Genomic DNA, 16,447 nt, shown 5'->3' on the forward strand with positions numbered 1-16,447 from the left:
CCGTCGCCGTTCGAGCGGTTCACGACACCGGGAGAACTCATGCCGCGTTTCCTGCGCGACCTGCCCCTGCGCGATCTGTCGATGCGCGACCTACCCGACTGGATCGTCGACCTGAGCATCGTTGCTGCGGCGGTGCTCGCCGCGCTGCTGATCCATGCGGTTATTTTCACGCTGGTGGAGCGCGCCGCGCGCCGTAACGAGCGCGAGGGCAGCGCCGCCATCGTCGCGCGCACGCGCGGGCTTGCCCGCTGGATCCTGGTCGCGGTCGCGCTGGCAATGGTCCAGCCCGTGCTCGGTCTCACGCGCGCGCAGGCAACGTTATGGGCGCGCGCGGCGGGGTTGGTGATCCCCGGTCTGATCGGCTGGTTCGCGGTGGTGACGCTCGGCAACGTCGTCGACCTGCTGTCGCGCCGCGCCGACATCAGCGTGGAGGATAATCTGCGGGCGCGCAGGCGGCGGACCCGGCTCGGCATCTTGCAACGCATCGGCGCCTTCGTGATTGTGCTGGTGACGATCTGCATGATGCTGGTGAGCATCCCGAGCGTCCGCGCGCTGGGCGTTACCCTCGCCGCCTCCGCCGGTGTCGCGGGCATCGCGGTCGGCGCCGCCGCGCAGCCCGCGCTCAAGAACCTGATCGCGGGCATCCAGATGGCCTTTACCGAGCCGATCCGGCTCGACGACGTGGTGATCGTCGAGGGCGAATGGGGCCGGGTCGAGGAAATCCGCCTGACCTACGTCGTCATTCGCGTGTGGGACGATCGCCGGTTGGTCGTGCCGGTATCCAAGTTCTTGGAGGACAGTTTTCAGAACTGGACGCGTCAGTCATCGAAGCTGCTCGGCAGCGTGTTCTGGTACCTCGATCCCGCCGCCGACGTGGCACGCTTGCGCGACGAACTCGGCCGCATCGTCACCGGAAATCCGCGCTGGGACGGGCGTTTCTGGAACTGCCAGGTGACCGACACCAAGCCGGACGGCGCGATTGAGCTTCGAGGGCTGATGACGGCCAAGGACGCGAGCACGGCGTTCGACCTGCGCTGCGACGTGCGCGAAGCGTTGCTCGACTACATCAAGCGCGAGATGCCCGAGGCGATCCTGCGCCGCCGCGCCGACGTGGCGCTAACTGCTGACGCGACCGCCCCGGTTGTTACGCCGGCTCCTCGATCCGGGGCCGCGCCTGTCTGAGCGAGTCGAGGAAGCGCGTCGCCCACCACGTCACGTCTTCCTTCTGCACGCCGTCCATCAACGCCTGCCAGCGCGCGATCCGCTCTTCCTTGGGCATCCTGAGCGCCTGCTGGATCGCGTCGGAGATTTCCTCGGCGCTGTACGGATTGATGAGCAGCGCGTCCTTCATCTGCTCGGCCGCACCGGCGAACCGGGACAGGATCAGCACGCCCGGATCCTCCGGGTTCTGCGCCGCGACATATTCCTTCGCGACAAGGTTCATCCCGTCGCGCAAGGGCGTGACCAGCCCGATCTTCGCCGCGCGGTAGATGCCGGCCAGCACGTCGCGCGAATAGCCTTGGTTGACGTAGCGGATCGGCACCCAGTCGACATCGGCATATTCGCCGTTGATCCGCCCCGCCAGTCCTTCCAGTGAGTTGCGGATGCGGCGGTACGTTTCGACCGACACGCGGCTGGGCGGTGCGATCTGGAGCAGGAACACTTCCTTGCGCTCTTCCGGGTGCTCGATCAGGAAGCGTTCGTAGCCCGAGAAGCGCTCCTCCAGCCCCTTGGAATAGTCGAGCCGGTCGACGCCGACGATCATGTCGCGCCCGTCAGCCGAATCGCGCATTCGCCGGTACGACAACCGCGCCTGCACCCCGGCGGACGCCTGCGCGAATTCCTTCGCGTCGATCCCGATCGGATCGGCGAGCAGCCGGACGCAGCGGTCGCCCACCCGCGCCACGTCGCCCTCGATCGTCGCGCCCATTTCGTGGATCGCGAAGTCGCAAAAGGATTCAAGCCACTCCTGCGTGTGGAAACCGAGCAGGTCATAGTCGAACATCGCCTCGACCAGCGCCTTGGCGCCCGGCAGCGTGGCGAGCAGTCGCCTGGGCGGCCACGGAATGTGCAGGAAGAAACCGATCCGGTTCTGGCAGCCGAGCTTGCGCAGCTCGGCGCCCAGCGGGAACATGTGATAGTCCTGAATCCAGATCAGGTCGTCGGGCTCGATCAACGGGCGAACGGTCTTCGCGAAGCGCTCGTTGGTGCGCTGGTATCCGCCCGCGAAGTCGCGTTCATACTCGGCCAGGTCGATGCGGTAGTGGAACAGCGGCCACAAGGTTCGGTTGGCGTAGCCCTCGTAATATTCCTCGACGTCCTGCTCTTCCAGATCGACGACCGCGGTGGTCACGCCCTGGTTGCGCTGGAAGTCGATCTGCCCGGTATATTGCTCGGTCACCTCGCCCGACCAGCCGAACCAGATGCCGCCATTCTCGCGCAAGGCGGCGGCGAGCGCGACCGCGAGGCCGCCCTGCGCACCCGAGGTCGACCCCTTGGGGGCGCTGACGCGGTTGGAGATGACGATCAGTCGCCCCTCGCTCGAACGGCTCATCGGATCGCACTCCACGGTTTGCTGAGCATCCCTGCGCAGTTGATCATGCCGACCAGCGAGTAGGTCTGCGGATAATTGCCCCACAGCTCGCCGCTGGTGGGGTCGATGTCCTCGGACAAGAGGCCCGCCGCGGTGCAGCGCGACAGCATCTCCTCGAACAGGCTGCGCGCCTCGTCATGGCGCCCGGTCAGGTACAAGGCCTCGATCAGCCAGAAGGTGCAGACGTTGAACGCGGTCTCGGGCAGCCCGAAATCGTCTTCGGTGTCGTAGCGCAGCATGGTGGAGCCGCGCCGCAAGCCCTTCTCAATCGCCTCCAGCGTGTCGACGAAGCGCGGATCGTCCGCCTCGAAGAAGCGCAGGTCGAGCAATTGCAGCACGCTCGCGTCCAGGTCGTCGCCCGAGAAGGTCGCGGACATCCGCCGCGTGTCCTCGCGCCACGCCGATCGCTCGATCACGTCGCGGATCGTGTCCGCGCGGCCGGCCCACACCGCTTGTCGATCGGCGAGCCCTAGCCGCTCGGCGGCGTTCGCCAGACGATCGCACGCCGCCCAGCACATCGCGGAGGAATAGGTGTGGACGCTCTGGCGCGTACGCAACTCCCACAGCCCGGCGTCGGGCTGATCGTAGAACTTCCACGCGCGCTCACCGACATGCTCCAGCCGCTCGAAATCGGCGGCGTCGGCGGGGCGGAACAGCCGCTGGTCGAAGAAGGCGTGGACGCTGCACAGCACGATCTGCCCGTAGGCATCATGCTGGATCTGCTCGGCCGCCTGGTTGCCGACGCGCACCGGCCCCATGCCGCGATAGCCCGGCAGCTGCGGCGCGACACGTTCTGGCAGATGCGCCTCGCCGAGGACGCCATAGAGCGGCTGTATGTGACCGTCGTCCTCACCATTCCCCGCGGCATCGACGATGTTGCGCAAATAACCGAGATAGCCCTCGAGCACGTCGAGCGCGCCCAACCGATTGAGCGCCTGCACCGTGTAATAAGCGTCGCGGATCCAGCAGTAGCGATAGTCCCAGTTGCGCTCCGATCCCGCATGTTCGGGCACCGAAGTGGTCAGCGCCGCGACGATCGCGCCCGTCTCCTCGTGCTGGCACAATTTCAACGTGATCGCGCAGCGGATCACGACCTCCTGCCACTCGAGCGGCACGGCGAGGCCGCGCACCCATTGCTGCCACTCCGCCACCGTGTCGTGCAGCATCAGGTCGAGCGTGCTGGCGAAATCGCCAGCGAAACTCTCGTCGGGACCGAGGAAGAAATGCAGCGGGCGCTCGACCCGGAACGAGCGCTCCTGCTGCACCATGCCGATCGGCGCGTTGGTGGTCAGCCGCATTGCCAGCGCGTCGAGCAGGAAGCGGACGTGGTTCGACCCGCCGACCTGCTCGCGGCACGTTCCACCCCAGCCGCAGGTCGGGCGCAGCCGCATCTTGAGCCGCGGACTGCCCGAGATCGGGCGGACGATCCGCGCGAAGGCGACCGGGCGGTAGGTGCGCCCGGTGCGTTCGAAGCGCGGGCAGAAATCGGTCACCTCGATCACGCCGCCGTGCGCGTCGGTGTGGCGCGAGACGAGCACGGGCGTGTTGCGGACGTAATGCTGCTCGACCGAGACGGAGTCCTCGACCGCAATCTCCCAGTATCCGCCCTCCGGCGCGTCGCCGCCGAGCAGTGCGGAGAACAGCGGGTCGCCGTCGACGCGCGGCACGCATCCCCAGACGAAGCGCCCGGCGCGGTCGATCAGCGCGCTGACCTGGCAATTTCCGATCGGCCAAAGATCGAGGTCGCTCATGCCAGCGCCTCCGCGCCGCGGCGCAGCCACGCAAGCGCGGCGGGCACATCGTCGAGGCGGTAGCGCGCATGCGTGTCGCGCGCCGGCCCGACCAGGATGCCAGCGCCACCCAGTTCACATGCGGCGGCGAACGCCGCCTCGTCGGTTACGTCATCCCCCATGAACACAGGACGCGTGGCAGCGCGTCCGGGTTCCGCCATCAATGCTTTCAACGCGCTACCCTTGTCGCCGCCGCGCAAACGTAGCTCTGCGACCATCTTACCCAGTTGCAGGTGCAGGCCGTGCCGGTCGGCCAATGCGGCGGCGAGCGCGCGCGCGTCGGCCTCCTGTTCGGGTGCCTGTCGATAGTGGAGCCCGACCCCGAACGGCTTGTCCTCGACCAGCACGCCCGGCCGGTCGCGGGCGAAGTCGTTGAGCGCAGCAAGAGCGGCATCGACGCCCTCCGTCCGTGCGGGGACGACCGGCGGCTTACCCGCCGCGGCGATCTCCAGCCCGTGGCTGCCCGCCACCGTCAGTGTGACCGGATCGAGCATCGCGGCGATCTCCGCCACCGAACGCCCGCTGACGATCGCGACGCGTCCGTCCAGCCGCTGATAAAGGTCATGCAGCAGCTGCCTGAGCGTGTCCGACACCTCTACCGCATCGGGTGTCGCCGCAATCTCCACCAGCGTGCCATCGAAATCGAGGAACAGGCTGGCGTTCAGCAGCAGGTCGGCGGGCGGCGGCGGCAGCGTATCGGACATGCGCCGCGCCGTGGCGGCTTCGCATGGACGGCGCAAGCCGGCTCTTGCGACCGCCCGCTCAGATCAGGTCAGGCGGGCTCCGCGAAGCACAGGATCGACACGCCGATCGGCATCGGCACGCGACCGACCAGGTGCCGCTCGACGCGGAAGATGCGCTCGAACAGCGCGTTCACCGGCGCGGCGGGGGGCGAGTCGTCGCTGTCGTCGCGCCCGGTCAGCCGCCCCGCGATCCGCGCGGCGGCGGCGAGCGGGAACAGGATCGAGTTGAAGTAACCGAGCTTGCGCGGGCGCAGCCCTGCCGCACGAATTGCCGCCGCCAGCGTCTTCTTGGAATAACGCCGCTCATGATGGTTGACGACGTCGTGCGCGCTCCACATCCACTGGTGCGCAGGGACCGCGATCAGGATCTTGCCACCCGGTGCCAGGCATTCGCGCATGGCCTTCAGCGCACCAACGTCGTCGGCGATGTGTTCGACAACGTCGAGCACCGCGACCATGTCGTATTTGCCTCGCTCGACACCCGGCAGCACCGGCAGCGGCGCGTCGCCGACTGGCTTCCCCAGCCGTGCGCTGGCGATGTCGCGCGCGGCGGGATCGATCTCGATCGCGTCGACCTGCCCGAACTGCGACAGCATCGGCAGATTGTGCCCCGTGCCGCAGCCAATCTCCAATATGCGAGCGACCTTGGGCAGATGCCCCTCGCGCGTCACATAGTCGGACAGGATGTCGCGACGCGCACGGTACCACCAATGGGTAGAATCATGCTCGGCCATGCGGTCGTAGACGCGGCGATCCATCAGACGAACACCAGATATTTGTTGAGAAGAAAGGTCACGATCGTCGCCAGCGCGACCGCGGGCAACAGCGGCACCCAGGGTGCGAGGCCGAGATGCGCGGTGCCGATCCAGGTGACCAGCGCGTTCAGCGCCATGCCGCTCGCCTGCACGCCGACGAATTTCAGCTGCTGTGCCGGACCCGACGAATGCGCCCCTTGCCCTTTGAAGCTCCAGCGGCTGTGCAGGAAGAACCCGCACGTCACCGCGACCAGAAACGACGGCGGCACCGCCCAGACGGCCTCGGCGCGCGGCAGCACCCACGCGGTCAGCGGCAGGTAGACCGCCGAGTAGATCAGCGTCGAGATGCCACCGGCGATGCCGAAGCGGACGAGTTGCCAGAACGCCTCGCGCTGGCTCTCGCCGCGTCCGTTCCACCCATCGTTCAACCGGTCCGTGCCCGCCGTCACCATCTTGCCCTTTGCGCTGCCCCGCGTCAGGAGCGCGGCGGCGGCCGTACTAGCTCGCGCGCGATGAAGGAAGCGTTTTGACCATCTCGATCCGTTCGCTGCTCCATCGGCCGACCGCGGCTCACCCGCTGATCGACCATCCGTTGGTCAAGCGCGGCGCGGTGGTCCTCGACCGTCGCTGGATCAACCTGACGCTGATCGCCTGGATCTTCATCGCCGCCTGGTACATCGGCCAGCGCTGGACCGCGATCCAGTGGCTGAGCCTGGGCGACACCGACGACAACATGCGATTGATGCAGGTGCGCGCGCTGCTCGCCGGGCAGGGCTGGTTCGACCTGACCAATTACCGCCTGAACCCGCCCACTGGCTTCAACATCCACTGGAGCCGGCTGGTCGACCTGCCGATCGTCGCGCTGATCCTGCTGTTGCGGCCGTTCGTCGGCAATGCCGAGGCGGAGCGGCTGGCGTGCGGCATCGCGCCGCTGATCCCCTTGTCGCTCGCGCTGATCGGGCTGGGCGCGACCGTGCGCCGGCTGGTGTCGTCGCTCGCCTGGCCGCTCGCGATCGCGGTGGTGCTGGTCACCAACGTCGCGCTCGGCATGTACATGCCCGACCGGATCGACCACCACGGCTGGCAGCTCGCGATGCTGTGCCTGACCGTCGCGGGCCTGTGCGACCCGCGCGATGCGCGCGGCGGCGTGATCGTCGGACTGGCGAGCGCCTATTCGCTGTCGATCGGGCTCGAGCTGCTGCCTTATGCCGCGATGGCGGGCGCGATCATCGCGCTTCGCTGGATGTGGGACGCGGGCGAGCGCACCCGGCTCGCCGCCTATGCGCTATCGCTCGGCGGCGGTACCGCAGCGGGGTTCGCGGGCTTCGCATCCTACGCCAACCGGGTGATGCGCTGCGACGCGCTGACGCCGGTGTACCTCTCAACGGTAGTGGTCGCCTCGGCGCTGCTGCTCGCGCTCGCTTTCTGGTCGCCGCGCCGGCGGGGCGTCCGCATCGCTGCCGCGCTGGTCGCGGGCGGGATCGTCGCCGCTTTCTTCGCGCTCGCCTTTCCACAGTGCCTCGGCCGGCCCGAACAGGTCTCGCCCGAACTCTACACCAGCTGGCTCGCCAACGTGCGCGAGGCCAAACCGATCTACAAGCATCCGCTGCGCAGCGCCGCGCCGATCGTCGCACTGCCGATCATCGGATTGCTGGGCGCATTGTTCGCGACCTGGCGTGCGCGCCGCACGCCTTCGCTGCTCGGCTGGACCTGCGTCGCGCTGTTCACCGCCTTCTCCTGCCTGATGCTATTGTGGCAGGCGCGCGCGGGACCCGCCGCGCAGCTGATGGCAGTGCCCGGCGCGGTCGCGCTCGCGATCGCGATGCTGCCGTGGATCGCCGGGCCGCGCTGGTGGCCGGCGAAGCTCGCCGCCGCCGCAATGACCTACGTACTCGTCTCGGGCTGGTTCATGACGCTCGCGGTCCGCTACCTGCCGATCGATCGACCCAACGCCTATGTCACCCGCGTCAATCGCGCGACCGGGCGGTGTTTGACGATCCCCGCGATGCAGCCGCTGAACGCTATCCCTGCGCAAACGGTGTTCACCTTCGTCGACCTCGGTCCGCGGCTCATCACGCTGACGCACCACGACGCAATCGCGGGGCCGTACCACCGCAACGGCGACGCGATCCTCGACGTCCAGCACGCCTTCAGCCGATCGCCGGAGGAGGCACGCGCGATCATGAAGCGTCACGGCGCGACGCTGCTGCTCGTCTGCCCCAACATGGCCGAATCGACCAACTACCGCGCCAAGGCGAAGAACGGCTTCTACGACCAGCTGGCGCACGGCAAGGCATTCAGCTGGCTTGATCCGGTGCCGCTGCCGGCCAAGTCACCGTTCCGAGCGTTCCGGATCGGCTAGGGGCCGGATGTGGCGTACCGCGACGGATCGTCGTTCAACTGGGACGTGATGGCGGCGATCTTGCTCGCAATCCCCGCGCTGTGCCTCTGGACGTTAATAGAAGTCGTCGGCGGCAGCCTGGCAGGCGAGGGAGTTGACGGGCCGTGCGGTGGGGGCTTCGCGAGATTTCTCCTCGGCGTCATTGTGATCGGCGCCGGCGCATCCGGCACCGGGTGGCTGATCAATCGTCTGATCGCCTTTGCCGGCCGCTTGCGACGCCGCTAGCGCAACTGCTCCATCACGCCGTCGATCACGAACTGCACCGCCAGCGCGGCGAGCAGCACGCCCAGGATCCGCGTCACCACCGCCTCGATCTTCGCGCCCACCACGCGCATCAGCGGCCCGGCGGCGAGCAGCGCGACGAGCATCAGCGCGAGGTTGGCGAGCAGCGCGCCGAACACCACCAGCGAGCGCTCGAACCCGTTGTTGCGCGCCATCAGCAGCATCACGGTCGCGATCGATCCCGGCCCTGCGATCATCGGCATCGCCATCGGAAAGATCGACACGTCCTCGACCTCGGAGGTCGCCTGAACCTTGGCGGCGCGGTCCTCGCGGCGCTGGGTACGCTTCTCGAACACCATTTCGAGCGCGATCAGGAACAGCATGATCCCACCCGCGATGCGGAAGCTGGCGAGCTCGATGCCGAGGCCGTGGAGCAGCGGCTCGCCGGCGAGTGCAAAGACGAGCAGGATGATCGCCGACACAATCACCGCGCGCACCGCCATCGCGCGGCGGTGCGCCGCGGTCGCGCCTGCGGTCAGCCCGGCGAAGATCGGCGCGCAGCCCGGCGGATCGATCACCACGAAGAAGGTGACGAACGAGGATACGAACAGCTCGAGCATCAGCCGCGCTTCACCAGCGTTGCGCTCACAACGCGTCGTCCAGCGACACGCCCTCGCGACGCGCGGCGGAGACGAGCGTGTTGCGCATCAAGACCGCGATCGTCATCGGACCGACCCCGCCCGGCACCGGCGTGATCGCGCCTGCCACATCGGCCACGGTCGGATCGACGTCGCCGACAAGCCCCGCATCGGTGCGATTGATGCCGACATCGATCACGCTTGCACCCGGCTTGATCCAGTCGGCCTTGACGAAACCGGGGATGCCGACCGCCGCGACGACGATATCGGCGCGGGCGACGTGCGCGAACAGGTCGCGCGTGCGGCTGTGCGTCATCGTCACGGTGCAGCTCTCCGCCAGCAGCAGCTGCCCCATCGGCTTGCCGACGATGTTCGACCGCCCGATCACCACCGCGTCCAGCCCGCTAAGGTTCGGGTGCACGTCCTTCAACAGCATCAGACAACCGAGCGGCGTGCACGGCACGAACCCCGGCAGCCCGGTCGCAAGCCGCCCGGCGTTGACCGGGTGGAAGCCGTCGACGTCCTTGTCAGGATCGATCCGCGTGATGACGCGGCGCTCGTCGATGTGGCGTGGCAGCGGCAGCTGCACCAGGATGCCGTCGACTGCCGGATCGGCGTTCAACCGGTCGACCAGCGCGATCAGTTCGTCCTCCGCCACGTCGGCCGACAGCCGGTGCTCGAAGCTCTCCATGCCCGCGGCGAGCGTCGCCTTGCCCTTGCTCCGGACGTAGACCGAGGAAGCGGGGTCCTCGCCGACAAGCACGACCGCCAACCCCGGCTTGCGCCCCGACGCGGCGACGACGCGCGCCACCTCGGCCGCCACCCGCGCGCGCAGTTTGCTTGCGAAATCCTTGCCGTCGATGATCCGTGCGCTCATGGCCCGGCTCCTTAGGGTCCAGCGGCCAGCTATGCCAGCGCCGCGATGCTCGGCGGCACTTGCGCGATCAGAGCGCGCCGCCGCTCGCCATCGTGCTCGCCGCGACGTTGTTGAGGATGATGTTGGCGATCGCCATCAGCACCAGCACGATCATCGGCGCGAAGTCGATCCCGCTGGTGTTGGGCAAGCGGCGCCGGATCGGGCGATAGAGCGGGTCGGTCAACCGATCGAGCCCGTCATGGAGCGAGCGGATGAAGGGGCTCGACGTGTTGATGACGTTGAACACGATCAACAACGACAACACGAACTGGATGATGATCACCCACCACACGACGTTGAGCAGGACCTGCAGGATCTGGATAATGGTCAGGATCAACACGGGGGTTTCAACTCCGAACGGGGTGCGCCGGTCCTAGCCGATGCGGGCGCGGAGCGAAACGCCTTACGCGACGGCTGGCGAGCGGTTCCAAATGGGCCATCGCCATCTGAGCGACAAGTAACGACTTCAATCAGCAGACCGCGGCTTCTCCCCCGCTGGAACGAGAGCCAATTAGCTACGCCGTATGGCGCATCGCCTAAGCCAAGCGGTCGGCAAGACGTTGACTGCAACATTAGAAGGCAGCTCGTAGAAGTCCATCTCGCGATAGCTCCACGCATAAGGCTTACAGGACCGAAGTGCCGCAGCATGGAGCTCGAGCTGAAACTCAGCCGGCGCACTGCGGATCGATTGAAGAAACGAACGGTCGAGCGTTAAATCAGCGCCAAAGGTGCGCAAACGGCTCTTTCGAACGTAGTCAGCATACACTCCAATGAGGAGCACTGATATGATCATGACGCTGGCGACGTAGAATGGAACGCCAAAAGGCCGCAATTTACGTACTACAATCAGCGGAGCCAGGGCGATCGAGATCACCAGAACCCACAGTCGCCAGTGAAAACCAAGCCTGTCCGGCCATATCAACAAGTCTGCAAGCGGAGCGAAGACGTCACCGCACAATACAATTGCAGACAGGCAGTAAGAGGCAACGGCTAAGCCGATTATTCTTGCCCAGCTAATCACGACTGATTGCTTTCCGGTCAGTCCTCACCCTCGCCGGATCAGCGTACCCGCACCGCGCTTCGTGAAGATTTCCAGCAGCATCGCATGGCGGATGCGGCCGTCGAGCACCACCGCCGCGTCGACGCCTGCCTCCACCGCGGCAACGCACGTTTCCAGTTTCGGGATCATGCCGCCGCTGATCGTGCCGTCGTCGCGCAGCGCCTTGACCTGCGCCGGGTTGAGGTCGGTCAGCAGCTCGCCCTGCTTGTCGAGGACGCCCGCCACATCGGTCAGCAGGAAGAAGCGCGCCGCGCCCAGCGCCGCGGCGATCGCGCCCGCCATCGTGTCGGCGTTGATGTTGTAGGTGTGCCCGTCTGCACCAATTCCAATCGGCGCGATCACCGGAATGATGCCGTCGGCGGACAGCGTGTCGACGATGCGGCGGTCGACCGCGACCGGCTCGCCGACGAAGCCCAGATCGACGTGTCGCTCAATCCCCTGCAGCGGATCGGCGTTGCGGTTGCCGCCGACCTTTTCCGCCTGCACCAGCCCCGCGTCCTTGCCCGAGATGCCGACCGCGCGGCCGCCCGCGCGGCCGATCCAGCTGACGATTTCCTTGTTGATCGATCCCGCCAGCACCATTTCCGCGATCCGCGCCGTCTCCGCATCGGTCACGCGCAGCCCGTCGACGAAGCGCGATTCGACGCCCAGCCGTTTCAGCATCGACCCGATCTGCGGCCCGCCGCCGTGGACCACCACCGGGTTGATGCCCACCGCCTTCAGCAGCACCACGTCCTCGGCGAAGTCGCGCTGTGCCTGTTGGTCGCCCATCGCGTGACCGCCATATTTCACGACGAAGGTCTTGCCGGCGTAGCGTTGCAGGTACGGCAGCGCCTCGACCAAAGTCTCGGCCTTGAGCGACGGTGTGAAGGTGGGTTCGGTCATGGCTGCGCGCGATAGCGGCGGCGGCGCGATTGCGAAAGCACCCGCTACGCCGCCGAACCTTCGACCCGCGCGCGCTTCGCCCGCTGCCGTGCCGCGAGATCGGCCTTCCAGCCGCGCGCGCGCCACCACATGATCACGCCGGTGATGCCCAGCAACGCGGGGATCACGCCGCCCGCGAAGATGATCGCCTGCCACAGCCAGCCCATGTCGGTGCCGTCGTGGATGCGCCGCATCCAGCGCGCGACGCTGGTGCCGCCACGCGCGCGTTCGGCCGCGGCGACGCCGCTGTCGTCGGCGACGGTGACGCTCCGCACCGGCTGCGTGTCGTAGCTGAGCCGCCAGTCGGACGAGCGATCGGTCGGCCACGTGACGCTGCGCAGCCGCGCCTCGGGCACCAGCGGCTTCGCGCGTGCGACAACCGCGGCGATCGACAGCGCCGGGGCGTCGAGCGGCCGTGCCCGCATCATCGCCGCGCGCCCGCCGCCCGCCGGCCCGCGTGCGCCCTCGCCCGTCAGCGCGCCGAAGAACGCGGGAAAGCTGATCCACGCGCCCGTCAGCGACAGCACGAACAGCGGCAGCGCGACCCAGAAACCGGTCAGATAATGCAGGTTGGTGTCGGTGTTGCGATGCCGTCGCCACCTAAGCCCGCGCACCCAGCGGCCGACGGTCGGCCACCACAGCCACAATCCAGTAAAGCTCGACACCATCATCGCGACGCCGATCCAGCCGACGATGCTCCGCCCCAGACCCGGCACCATCAGGCTGCCGTGGATGACGTGCATCGTGCGCACCAACCCGGCGCGGTTGTTCGCCACGTCGAGCACGCGCGCGCTCGGCGGATCGAGGAAGACGGTCGTGCGCGCGGGCGGGCCGCCCTGCGGCTTCGCACCCGGCTTGGGCGCGGTCGCGATCGTCACCGCGACGGGACCGTGGCCGTCCTCGGGCAAAGCGATGCTCGCGACGCGGTCACCGGGTGCGGCACGCGCGCGCGCCGCCGCAACGTAGCGGTCGAGCGGCAGCAGCGCCTGCCCGCTGACCGCGAAGCGCTTGGGGTTGAGCGCGCGGTCGAGCGCGTCGTGCCACACCAGCGCCGCGCCCGTCAGCGAGATCGGGATGATCAGCACCGCCAGCAGCAATCCGATCCACTTGTGGACCTGAAACCACGCCTTGCGCCACCTGATCTTGTTCATGCCGTTCCCCCCGACCCACGCACCGGGCTCGCACGCGGGCTATTGCAAGTCAATCGCAGCTTACGCGTCGGCCCAGCGACGCAGCAGATTGTGGTACACGCCGGTCAGCCGGATCACGGTGGCATCCCCCTGGCCCTTGTCGGTCGCGACCGCCTGCACGCCTTGGTCGAGCTCGAACAGGATGCGCCGTGCGCCGTCGTCGCGCACGATCGATTGCACCCAGAAGAACGAGGCGACGCGTGTTCCCCGCGTGACCGGCTCGACGCGATGCAGGCTGGAGGCGGGGTAGAGCACCATGTGCCCGGCAGGCAGCTTGACGCGCTGCTCCCCGAACTGGTCCTCGATCACCAGTTCGCCGCCGTCGTACGTGTCCGGATCGCTCAGGAACAACGTCGCCGACAGGTCGGAGCGCAGGCGAAAGTCACTGCCGCGCCGCAACCGGATCGCATTGTCGACGTGCATGCCGAACGCCTGCCCGCCGGCGTAGCGGTTGAACAGCGGCGGAAAGACCTTGAGCGGCAGCGCGGCGGCGACGAACAGTGCCGAGCGGCCGAGCGCGTCGAGAACGATCGCCCCGCCCTCGCGCGCGGCGGCGTCGTCTTCGGGCAATTGCTCGTTGCGCTTGGCGAGTGCCGACTGCGGCCCGCTGGTGGCGTTGCCGTCCGACCACGCGCCCACGTCGATCACCTCGCGCAGCCGTGCCACACCGGCCGCATCGAGCATGTCGGGGATCGCGATCAGCATGGCGTTACCTCCTGCATCAGAAGCTGTAGAACAGGCTCAGCACCGCCTGCCGCCGATCGCCCGGCGCGGCCCAGCCGCCGGTCACGACGCCGCTGGTCGCGTTGATGTTGTTGCGCACGCTGGTGAAGTAACGCTCGTCGGTCAGATTCTGCACGTTCAGCTGCAATGTCACGCCTTCGCGGAAGCTGTACGCCATGTAAGCGCGGTGGATCAGGTAATCGTCGACCTTGAACTGCGGCGCGATCTGACCGTCGACGGCGACGACGGGCGAATTGCCGTAGAACGACCCCTGGTAGGTCAGCCCGTAGCCGATCTCCAAACCGAACGGCAGGCGATAGGTGGTGAACAGGCTGCCCGAATGCTCGGGCGTCTGCACCAGCCGGCTTCCGGCCTGCGGGTCGGGGATCGCGACCGAGTTGGTGCATCCGTTGCCGGCGAGGTTGGTCGCCGAGCCGCGCGGGTTGTCGCGGCAGAAGTTGGACACCGATTGAACCACATTGCTGTCGAGATAGGTGTAATTGGCGAAGATGGTCCAATTGCGCGTCACATTGCCGCTCGCGCCCAAGGCGATGCCGTCGACGCGGCTGCGCCCGTCGAGCACCTGCAGCGACGCGGGCAGCGACGGATCGTTCGAGGGCACGCGGTAATTGGTGCGCTCGTTGCGGAACGCGGCGGCGGTCAGCTCCAGTCGGCGATCGAACAGCCCGGCCTTGACGCCGACCTCGTAGTTTTTGGCGGTCTCCGGCGCCACCGCGCACGGATCGGCCGCGGCGGCGGTCGCGAGCGTGCCGCAGCCAAGCCGCACGGTCGCCGATGACGGTGTGCGCGCGTTGCCGTAGCCGGCGTAGACGCTGACGTCGCGCACCGGGTGGAACACCGCGCCGATGCGGTAGGAGAACAGCCGTTCGCGGCTGACCTGCGGCAGTTGCGCGAGCGGCGCGACCTGTGTCGTGCCCGGCGGCACGAACGCCAGCGGATGCGCGCGGAAGGTGTTGCGGTTGGTCTCCCACCTGACCCCGCCGTTCAGCTCGAAAAAGCGCCCGAGTTCGAGCGTGTCGAACGCGTAGACCGCCAGGTTGCGCGACTCCGCGGAAGAGACCGCGATCACCGTGCGATTGACCGGCCCGGTGTAGGTCGTGTCGGGGGCGACGATCGGGAGCGGCGGCAGCGTCACCGCGGCACCCGCCGCAGTGCGCGTCAGCGACCCTTGCGTCAGGTCGTAATCCTCCAGCGTGCCCGCCACACCGATGTTGGCGACGTTGCGCACGCCGCCCTTCGCGCCGTTCTCCACGCGCAGGTCGGTTTGGTTGAACAGCAGCTGGTTCTCCTGCTCGCGCAGCAACCCGCGCGGGCCGGAGGGTTGCCAGAAGCCGGGCCGCAGCCCCGCCGGGCAGGGCGCGCCGACGGTGCCGTTGATCGTCTGCGTCACCGGCTGGCGGTTCGTTTCCGCCAGGCAGAAGGTACCCTGCGGCGCGCTCGTCACGCTGTTCTGCCCGACGCGCTGCCACCACGTCAGATTGCGGACCGAGATCTGATCGTTGACCGCGTGGCGAAACGTCGCGGTCAGGCGGTCGACCGTCACGTCCTGCCGGTCGAGATTGACGATGCCGTAGTAATCGGAGCGACTGGTGCCGGGCAGCGGCCCATCGTTCACCGGCGTCACGAAATAGGGTACGCCGTAGATCGGCGTGTTGCGATCCTCCTGATGGACGTAGGCCAGCGTCAGGCTGGTCGGCCCGCCGACGCCGATCGTGATCGCGGGCGCCACGCCCCAGCGCTTCATCCGCTCGACATCGCGTCCGGGCACGTCGTTGCGGTGGTACACGCCGTTCAGCCGCACCGCGACCATGTCGCCGACGCGCTGGTTCGCGTCGATCGCGGCGCGGTAGTAATCGTCGGTGCCGATCGCCGCTTGCGCGATCGTCAGTTCTTCCGCGCGCGGCTCCTTGCTGACGAGGTTGATCGTGCCGCCGACGCTGCCCGATCCGTTGAAGACCGAATTGGCGCCGTTGTAGACCTCGATCTGCTGCAGGTTGAACGGATCGGTGCGGCTGTACTGCGCGCTGTCGCGGACGCCGTCGATCGTAATGTCGTTGTTGGCGGAAAAGCCGCGCAGGTTGATCGAGTCGCCGTAGCCGCCGCCGCCCTCGCCCGCGCCGAAGGTAATGCCGGGGATCGTCTGCAACGCGTCGCGTAGGGTGAGCAGGTTCTGCTTACGAAGCGTCTGGTCGGAGATAACGGTGATCGTCTGCGGCGTGTCGATCAGCGCGGAGGTCGCCTTGGGGCTCTCGACCGCGGGCGGCTTGGCCTCGAGCGTGCCCGTCACGACGATGTCATCGCGGTCGATCTGCGCGCGACCGTCCTGTGTGCGCGCGGCAGCGCTGTCCGCGACCGGCGCGGCGCCGGGAACCTCGGCCAGCGCGGGCGCGCTGGCGATAAAGCCGACGCACGACAGCGCCAGGAACGGCGACACGGCAGATGACATGAAACGAACCCCCTTGTTATGGAAG

At 67.7% G+C, this 16,447-nt stretch carries 15 protein-coding genes; 3 read left to right on the forward strand and 12 right to left on the reverse strand.

The genetic code is table 11. The features are described 5' to 3' along the window. Window positions 1-39 precede the first annotated feature (39 nt). A complete protein-coding gene (locus tag BMW51_RS07130) occupies window positions 40-1,182 on the forward strand; it encodes a mechanosensitive ion channel family protein (protein WP_245708322.1) in 1,143 nt (380 codons plus the stop codon). On the opposite strand, the gene otsA is transcribed toward BMW51_RS07130, so the two are convergent. From otsA to BMW51_RS07155, 5 genes are all read right to left on the reverse strand, one after another. Continuing rightward, the gene (gene otsA / locus BMW51_RS07135; protein WP_093005153.1) at window positions 1,145-2,554 is read right to left on the reverse strand and encodes an alpha,alpha-trehalose-phosphate synthase (UDP-forming); all 1,410 of its coding nucleotides are present in this window, start codon (window positions 2,552-2,554) and stop codon (window positions 1,145-1,147) included. The two genes, BMW51_RS07130 and otsA, sit on opposite strands and share 38 nt — an antisense overlap. Beyond that, window positions 2,551-4,344 (reverse strand): glycoside hydrolase family 15 protein, encoded by a 1,794-nt coding sequence (locus BMW51_RS07140; RefSeq protein ID WP_093005155.1) that lies wholly within the window; start codon window positions 4,342-4,344, stop codon window positions 2,551-2,553. The genes otsA and BMW51_RS07140 overlap by 4 nt, the downstream gene beginning before the upstream one ends. Beyond that, a complete protein-coding gene (gene otsB, locus BMW51_RS07145; RefSeq protein WP_093004801.1) occupies window positions 4,341-5,087 on the reverse strand; it encodes a trehalose-phosphatase in 747 nt (248 codons plus the stop codon). The genes BMW51_RS07140 and otsB overlap by 4 nt, the downstream gene beginning before the upstream one ends. Before the next feature lie 68 nt (window positions 5,088-5,155). Further along, entirely contained in the window at window positions 5,156-5,884 is a 729-nt protein-coding gene (locus BMW51_RS07150; RefSeq protein ID WP_093004803.1) for a class I SAM-dependent methyltransferase, read from the reverse strand. Further along, window positions 5,884-6,330: a GtrA family protein gene (locus tag BMW51_RS07155; RefSeq protein ID WP_425440976.1), complete on the reverse strand. Its 447-nt coding sequence runs from the start codon at window positions 6,328-6,330 to the stop codon at window positions 5,884-5,886. Before BMW51_RS07155 ends, BMW51_RS07150 begins: the two co-directional genes overlap by 1 nt. Before the next feature lie 131 nt (window positions 6,331-6,461). On the opposite strand from BMW51_RS07155, the gene BMW51_RS07160 reads away from it, so the two are divergent. Both BMW51_RS07160 and BMW51_RS07165 read left to right on the forward strand, forming a co-directional pair. Beyond that, window positions 6,462-8,243 (forward strand): AcrB/AcrD/AcrF family protein, encoded by a 1,782-nt coding sequence (locus BMW51_RS07160; protein WP_425440979.1) that lies wholly within the window; start codon window positions 6,462-6,464, stop codon window positions 8,241-8,243. Between the two features lie 9 nt (window positions 8,244-8,252). After that, window positions 8,253-8,507 carry a hypothetical protein gene (locus tag BMW51_RS07165; RefSeq protein WP_093004805.1) on the forward strand — a complete coding sequence of 85 codons (255 nt, stop codon included), beginning with the start codon at window positions 8,253-8,255 and terminating at the stop codon, window positions 8,505-8,507. Here the strand turns inward: BMW51_RS07165 and BMW51_RS07170 are convergent. From BMW51_RS07170 to BMW51_RS07200, 7 genes are all read right to left on the reverse strand, one after another. Then, window positions 8,504-9,124 carry a MarC family protein gene (locus BMW51_RS07170; RefSeq protein ID WP_093004807.1) on the reverse strand — a complete coding sequence of 207 codons (621 nt, stop codon included), beginning with the start codon at window positions 9,122-9,124 and terminating at the stop codon, window positions 8,504-8,506. The genes BMW51_RS07165 and BMW51_RS07170 overlap by 4 nt on opposite strands. Before the next feature lie 25 nt (window positions 9,125-9,149). After that, complete coding sequence (gene folD / locus BMW51_RS07175) at window positions 9,150-10,019, reverse strand: bifunctional methylenetetrahydrofolate dehydrogenase/methenyltetrahydrofolate cyclohydrolase FolD (protein ID WP_093004809.1); 870 nt, start codon at window positions 10,017-10,019, stop codon at window positions 9,150-9,152. Window positions 10,020-10,086: 67 nt separating this feature from the next. Then, window positions 10,087-10,398 carry a YggT family protein gene (locus tag BMW51_RS07180; RefSeq protein ID WP_093004811.1) on the reverse strand — a complete coding sequence of 104 codons (312 nt, stop codon included), beginning with the start codon at window positions 10,396-10,398 and terminating at the stop codon, window positions 10,087-10,089. 705 nt (window positions 10,399-11,103) lie between these two features. Beyond that, window positions 11,104-12,003, reverse strand: a complete 900-nt coding sequence (argB, locus tag BMW51_RS07185; protein WP_093005161.1) for an acetylglutamate kinase — start codon at window positions 12,001-12,003, stop codon at window positions 11,104-11,106. Window positions 12,004-12,047: 44 nt separating this feature from the next. Continuing rightward, window positions 12,048-13,193, reverse strand: coding sequence for a PepSY-associated TM helix domain-containing protein (locus BMW51_RS07190; RefSeq protein ID WP_093004813.1), 1,146 nt, complete (start codon window positions 13,191-13,193; stop codon window positions 12,048-12,050). Window positions 13,194-13,253: 60 nt separating this feature from the next. Continuing rightward, on the reverse strand, window positions 13,254-13,937 hold the full coding sequence (locus BMW51_RS07195; RefSeq protein ID WP_093004815.1) for a Fe2+-dependent dioxygenase: 684 nt from the start codon (window positions 13,935-13,937) through the stop codon (window positions 13,254-13,256). 16 nt (window positions 13,938-13,953) lie between these two features. After that, window positions 13,954-16,422, reverse strand: a complete 2,469-nt coding sequence (locus BMW51_RS07200; RefSeq protein WP_093004817.1) for a TonB-dependent receptor — start codon at window positions 16,420-16,422, stop codon at window positions 13,954-13,956. Window positions 16,423-16,447 lie beyond the last annotated feature (25 nt).

Source organism: Sphingomonas palmae (assembly GCF_900109565.1).
Classification (GTDB): Bacteria; Pseudomonadota; Alphaproteobacteria; order Sphingomonadales; family Sphingomonadaceae; genus Sphingomonas; species Sphingomonas palmae.

Excerpts from the sequence above, each read along its gene's own strand:
- BMW51_RS07195 (WP_093004815.1), bottom strand. The coding sequence starts at position 13,937 with ATGCTGATCGCGATCCCCGACATGCTCGATGCGGCCGGTGTGGCACGG.
- otsB (WP_093004801.1), bottom strand. The coding sequence starts at position 5,087 with ATGTCCGATACGCTGCCGCCGCCGCCCGCCGACCTGCTGCTGAACGCC.
- BMW51_RS07150 (WP_093004803.1), bottom strand. The coding sequence starts at position 5,884 with ATGGATCGCCGCGTCTACGACCGCATGGCCGAGCATGATTCTACCCAT.
- BMW51_RS07190 (WP_093004813.1), bottom strand. The coding sequence starts at position 13,193 with ATGAACAAGATCAGGTGGCGCAAGGCGTGGTTTCAGGTCCACAAGTGG.
- otsA (WP_093005153.1), bottom strand. The coding sequence starts at position 2,554 with ATGAGCCGTTCGAGCGAGGGGCGACTGATCGTCATCTCCAACCGCGTC.
- folD (WP_093004809.1), bottom strand. The coding sequence starts at position 10,019 with ATGAGCGCACGGATCATCGACGGCAAGGATTTCGCAAGCAAACTGCGC.
- BMW51_RS07170 (WP_093004807.1), bottom strand. The coding sequence starts at position 9,124 with ATGCTCGAGCTGTTCGTATCCTCGTTCGTCACCTTCTTCGTGGTGATC.
- BMW51_RS07200 (WP_093004817.1), bottom strand. The coding sequence starts at position 16,422 with ATGTCATCTGCCGTGTCGCCGTTCCTGGCGCTGTCGTGCGTCGGCTTT.
- BMW51_RS07130 (WP_245708322.1), top strand. The coding sequence starts at position 40 with ATGCCGCGTTTCCTGCGCGACCTGCCCCTGCGCGATCTGTCGATGCGC.
- BMW51_RS07140 (WP_093005155.1), bottom strand. The coding sequence starts at position 4,344 with ATGAGCGACCTCGATCTTTGGCCGATCGGAAATTGCCAGGTCAGCGCG.
- argB (WP_093005161.1), bottom strand. The coding sequence starts at position 12,003 with ATGACCGAACCCACCTTCACACCGTCGCTCAAGGCCGAGACTTTGGTC.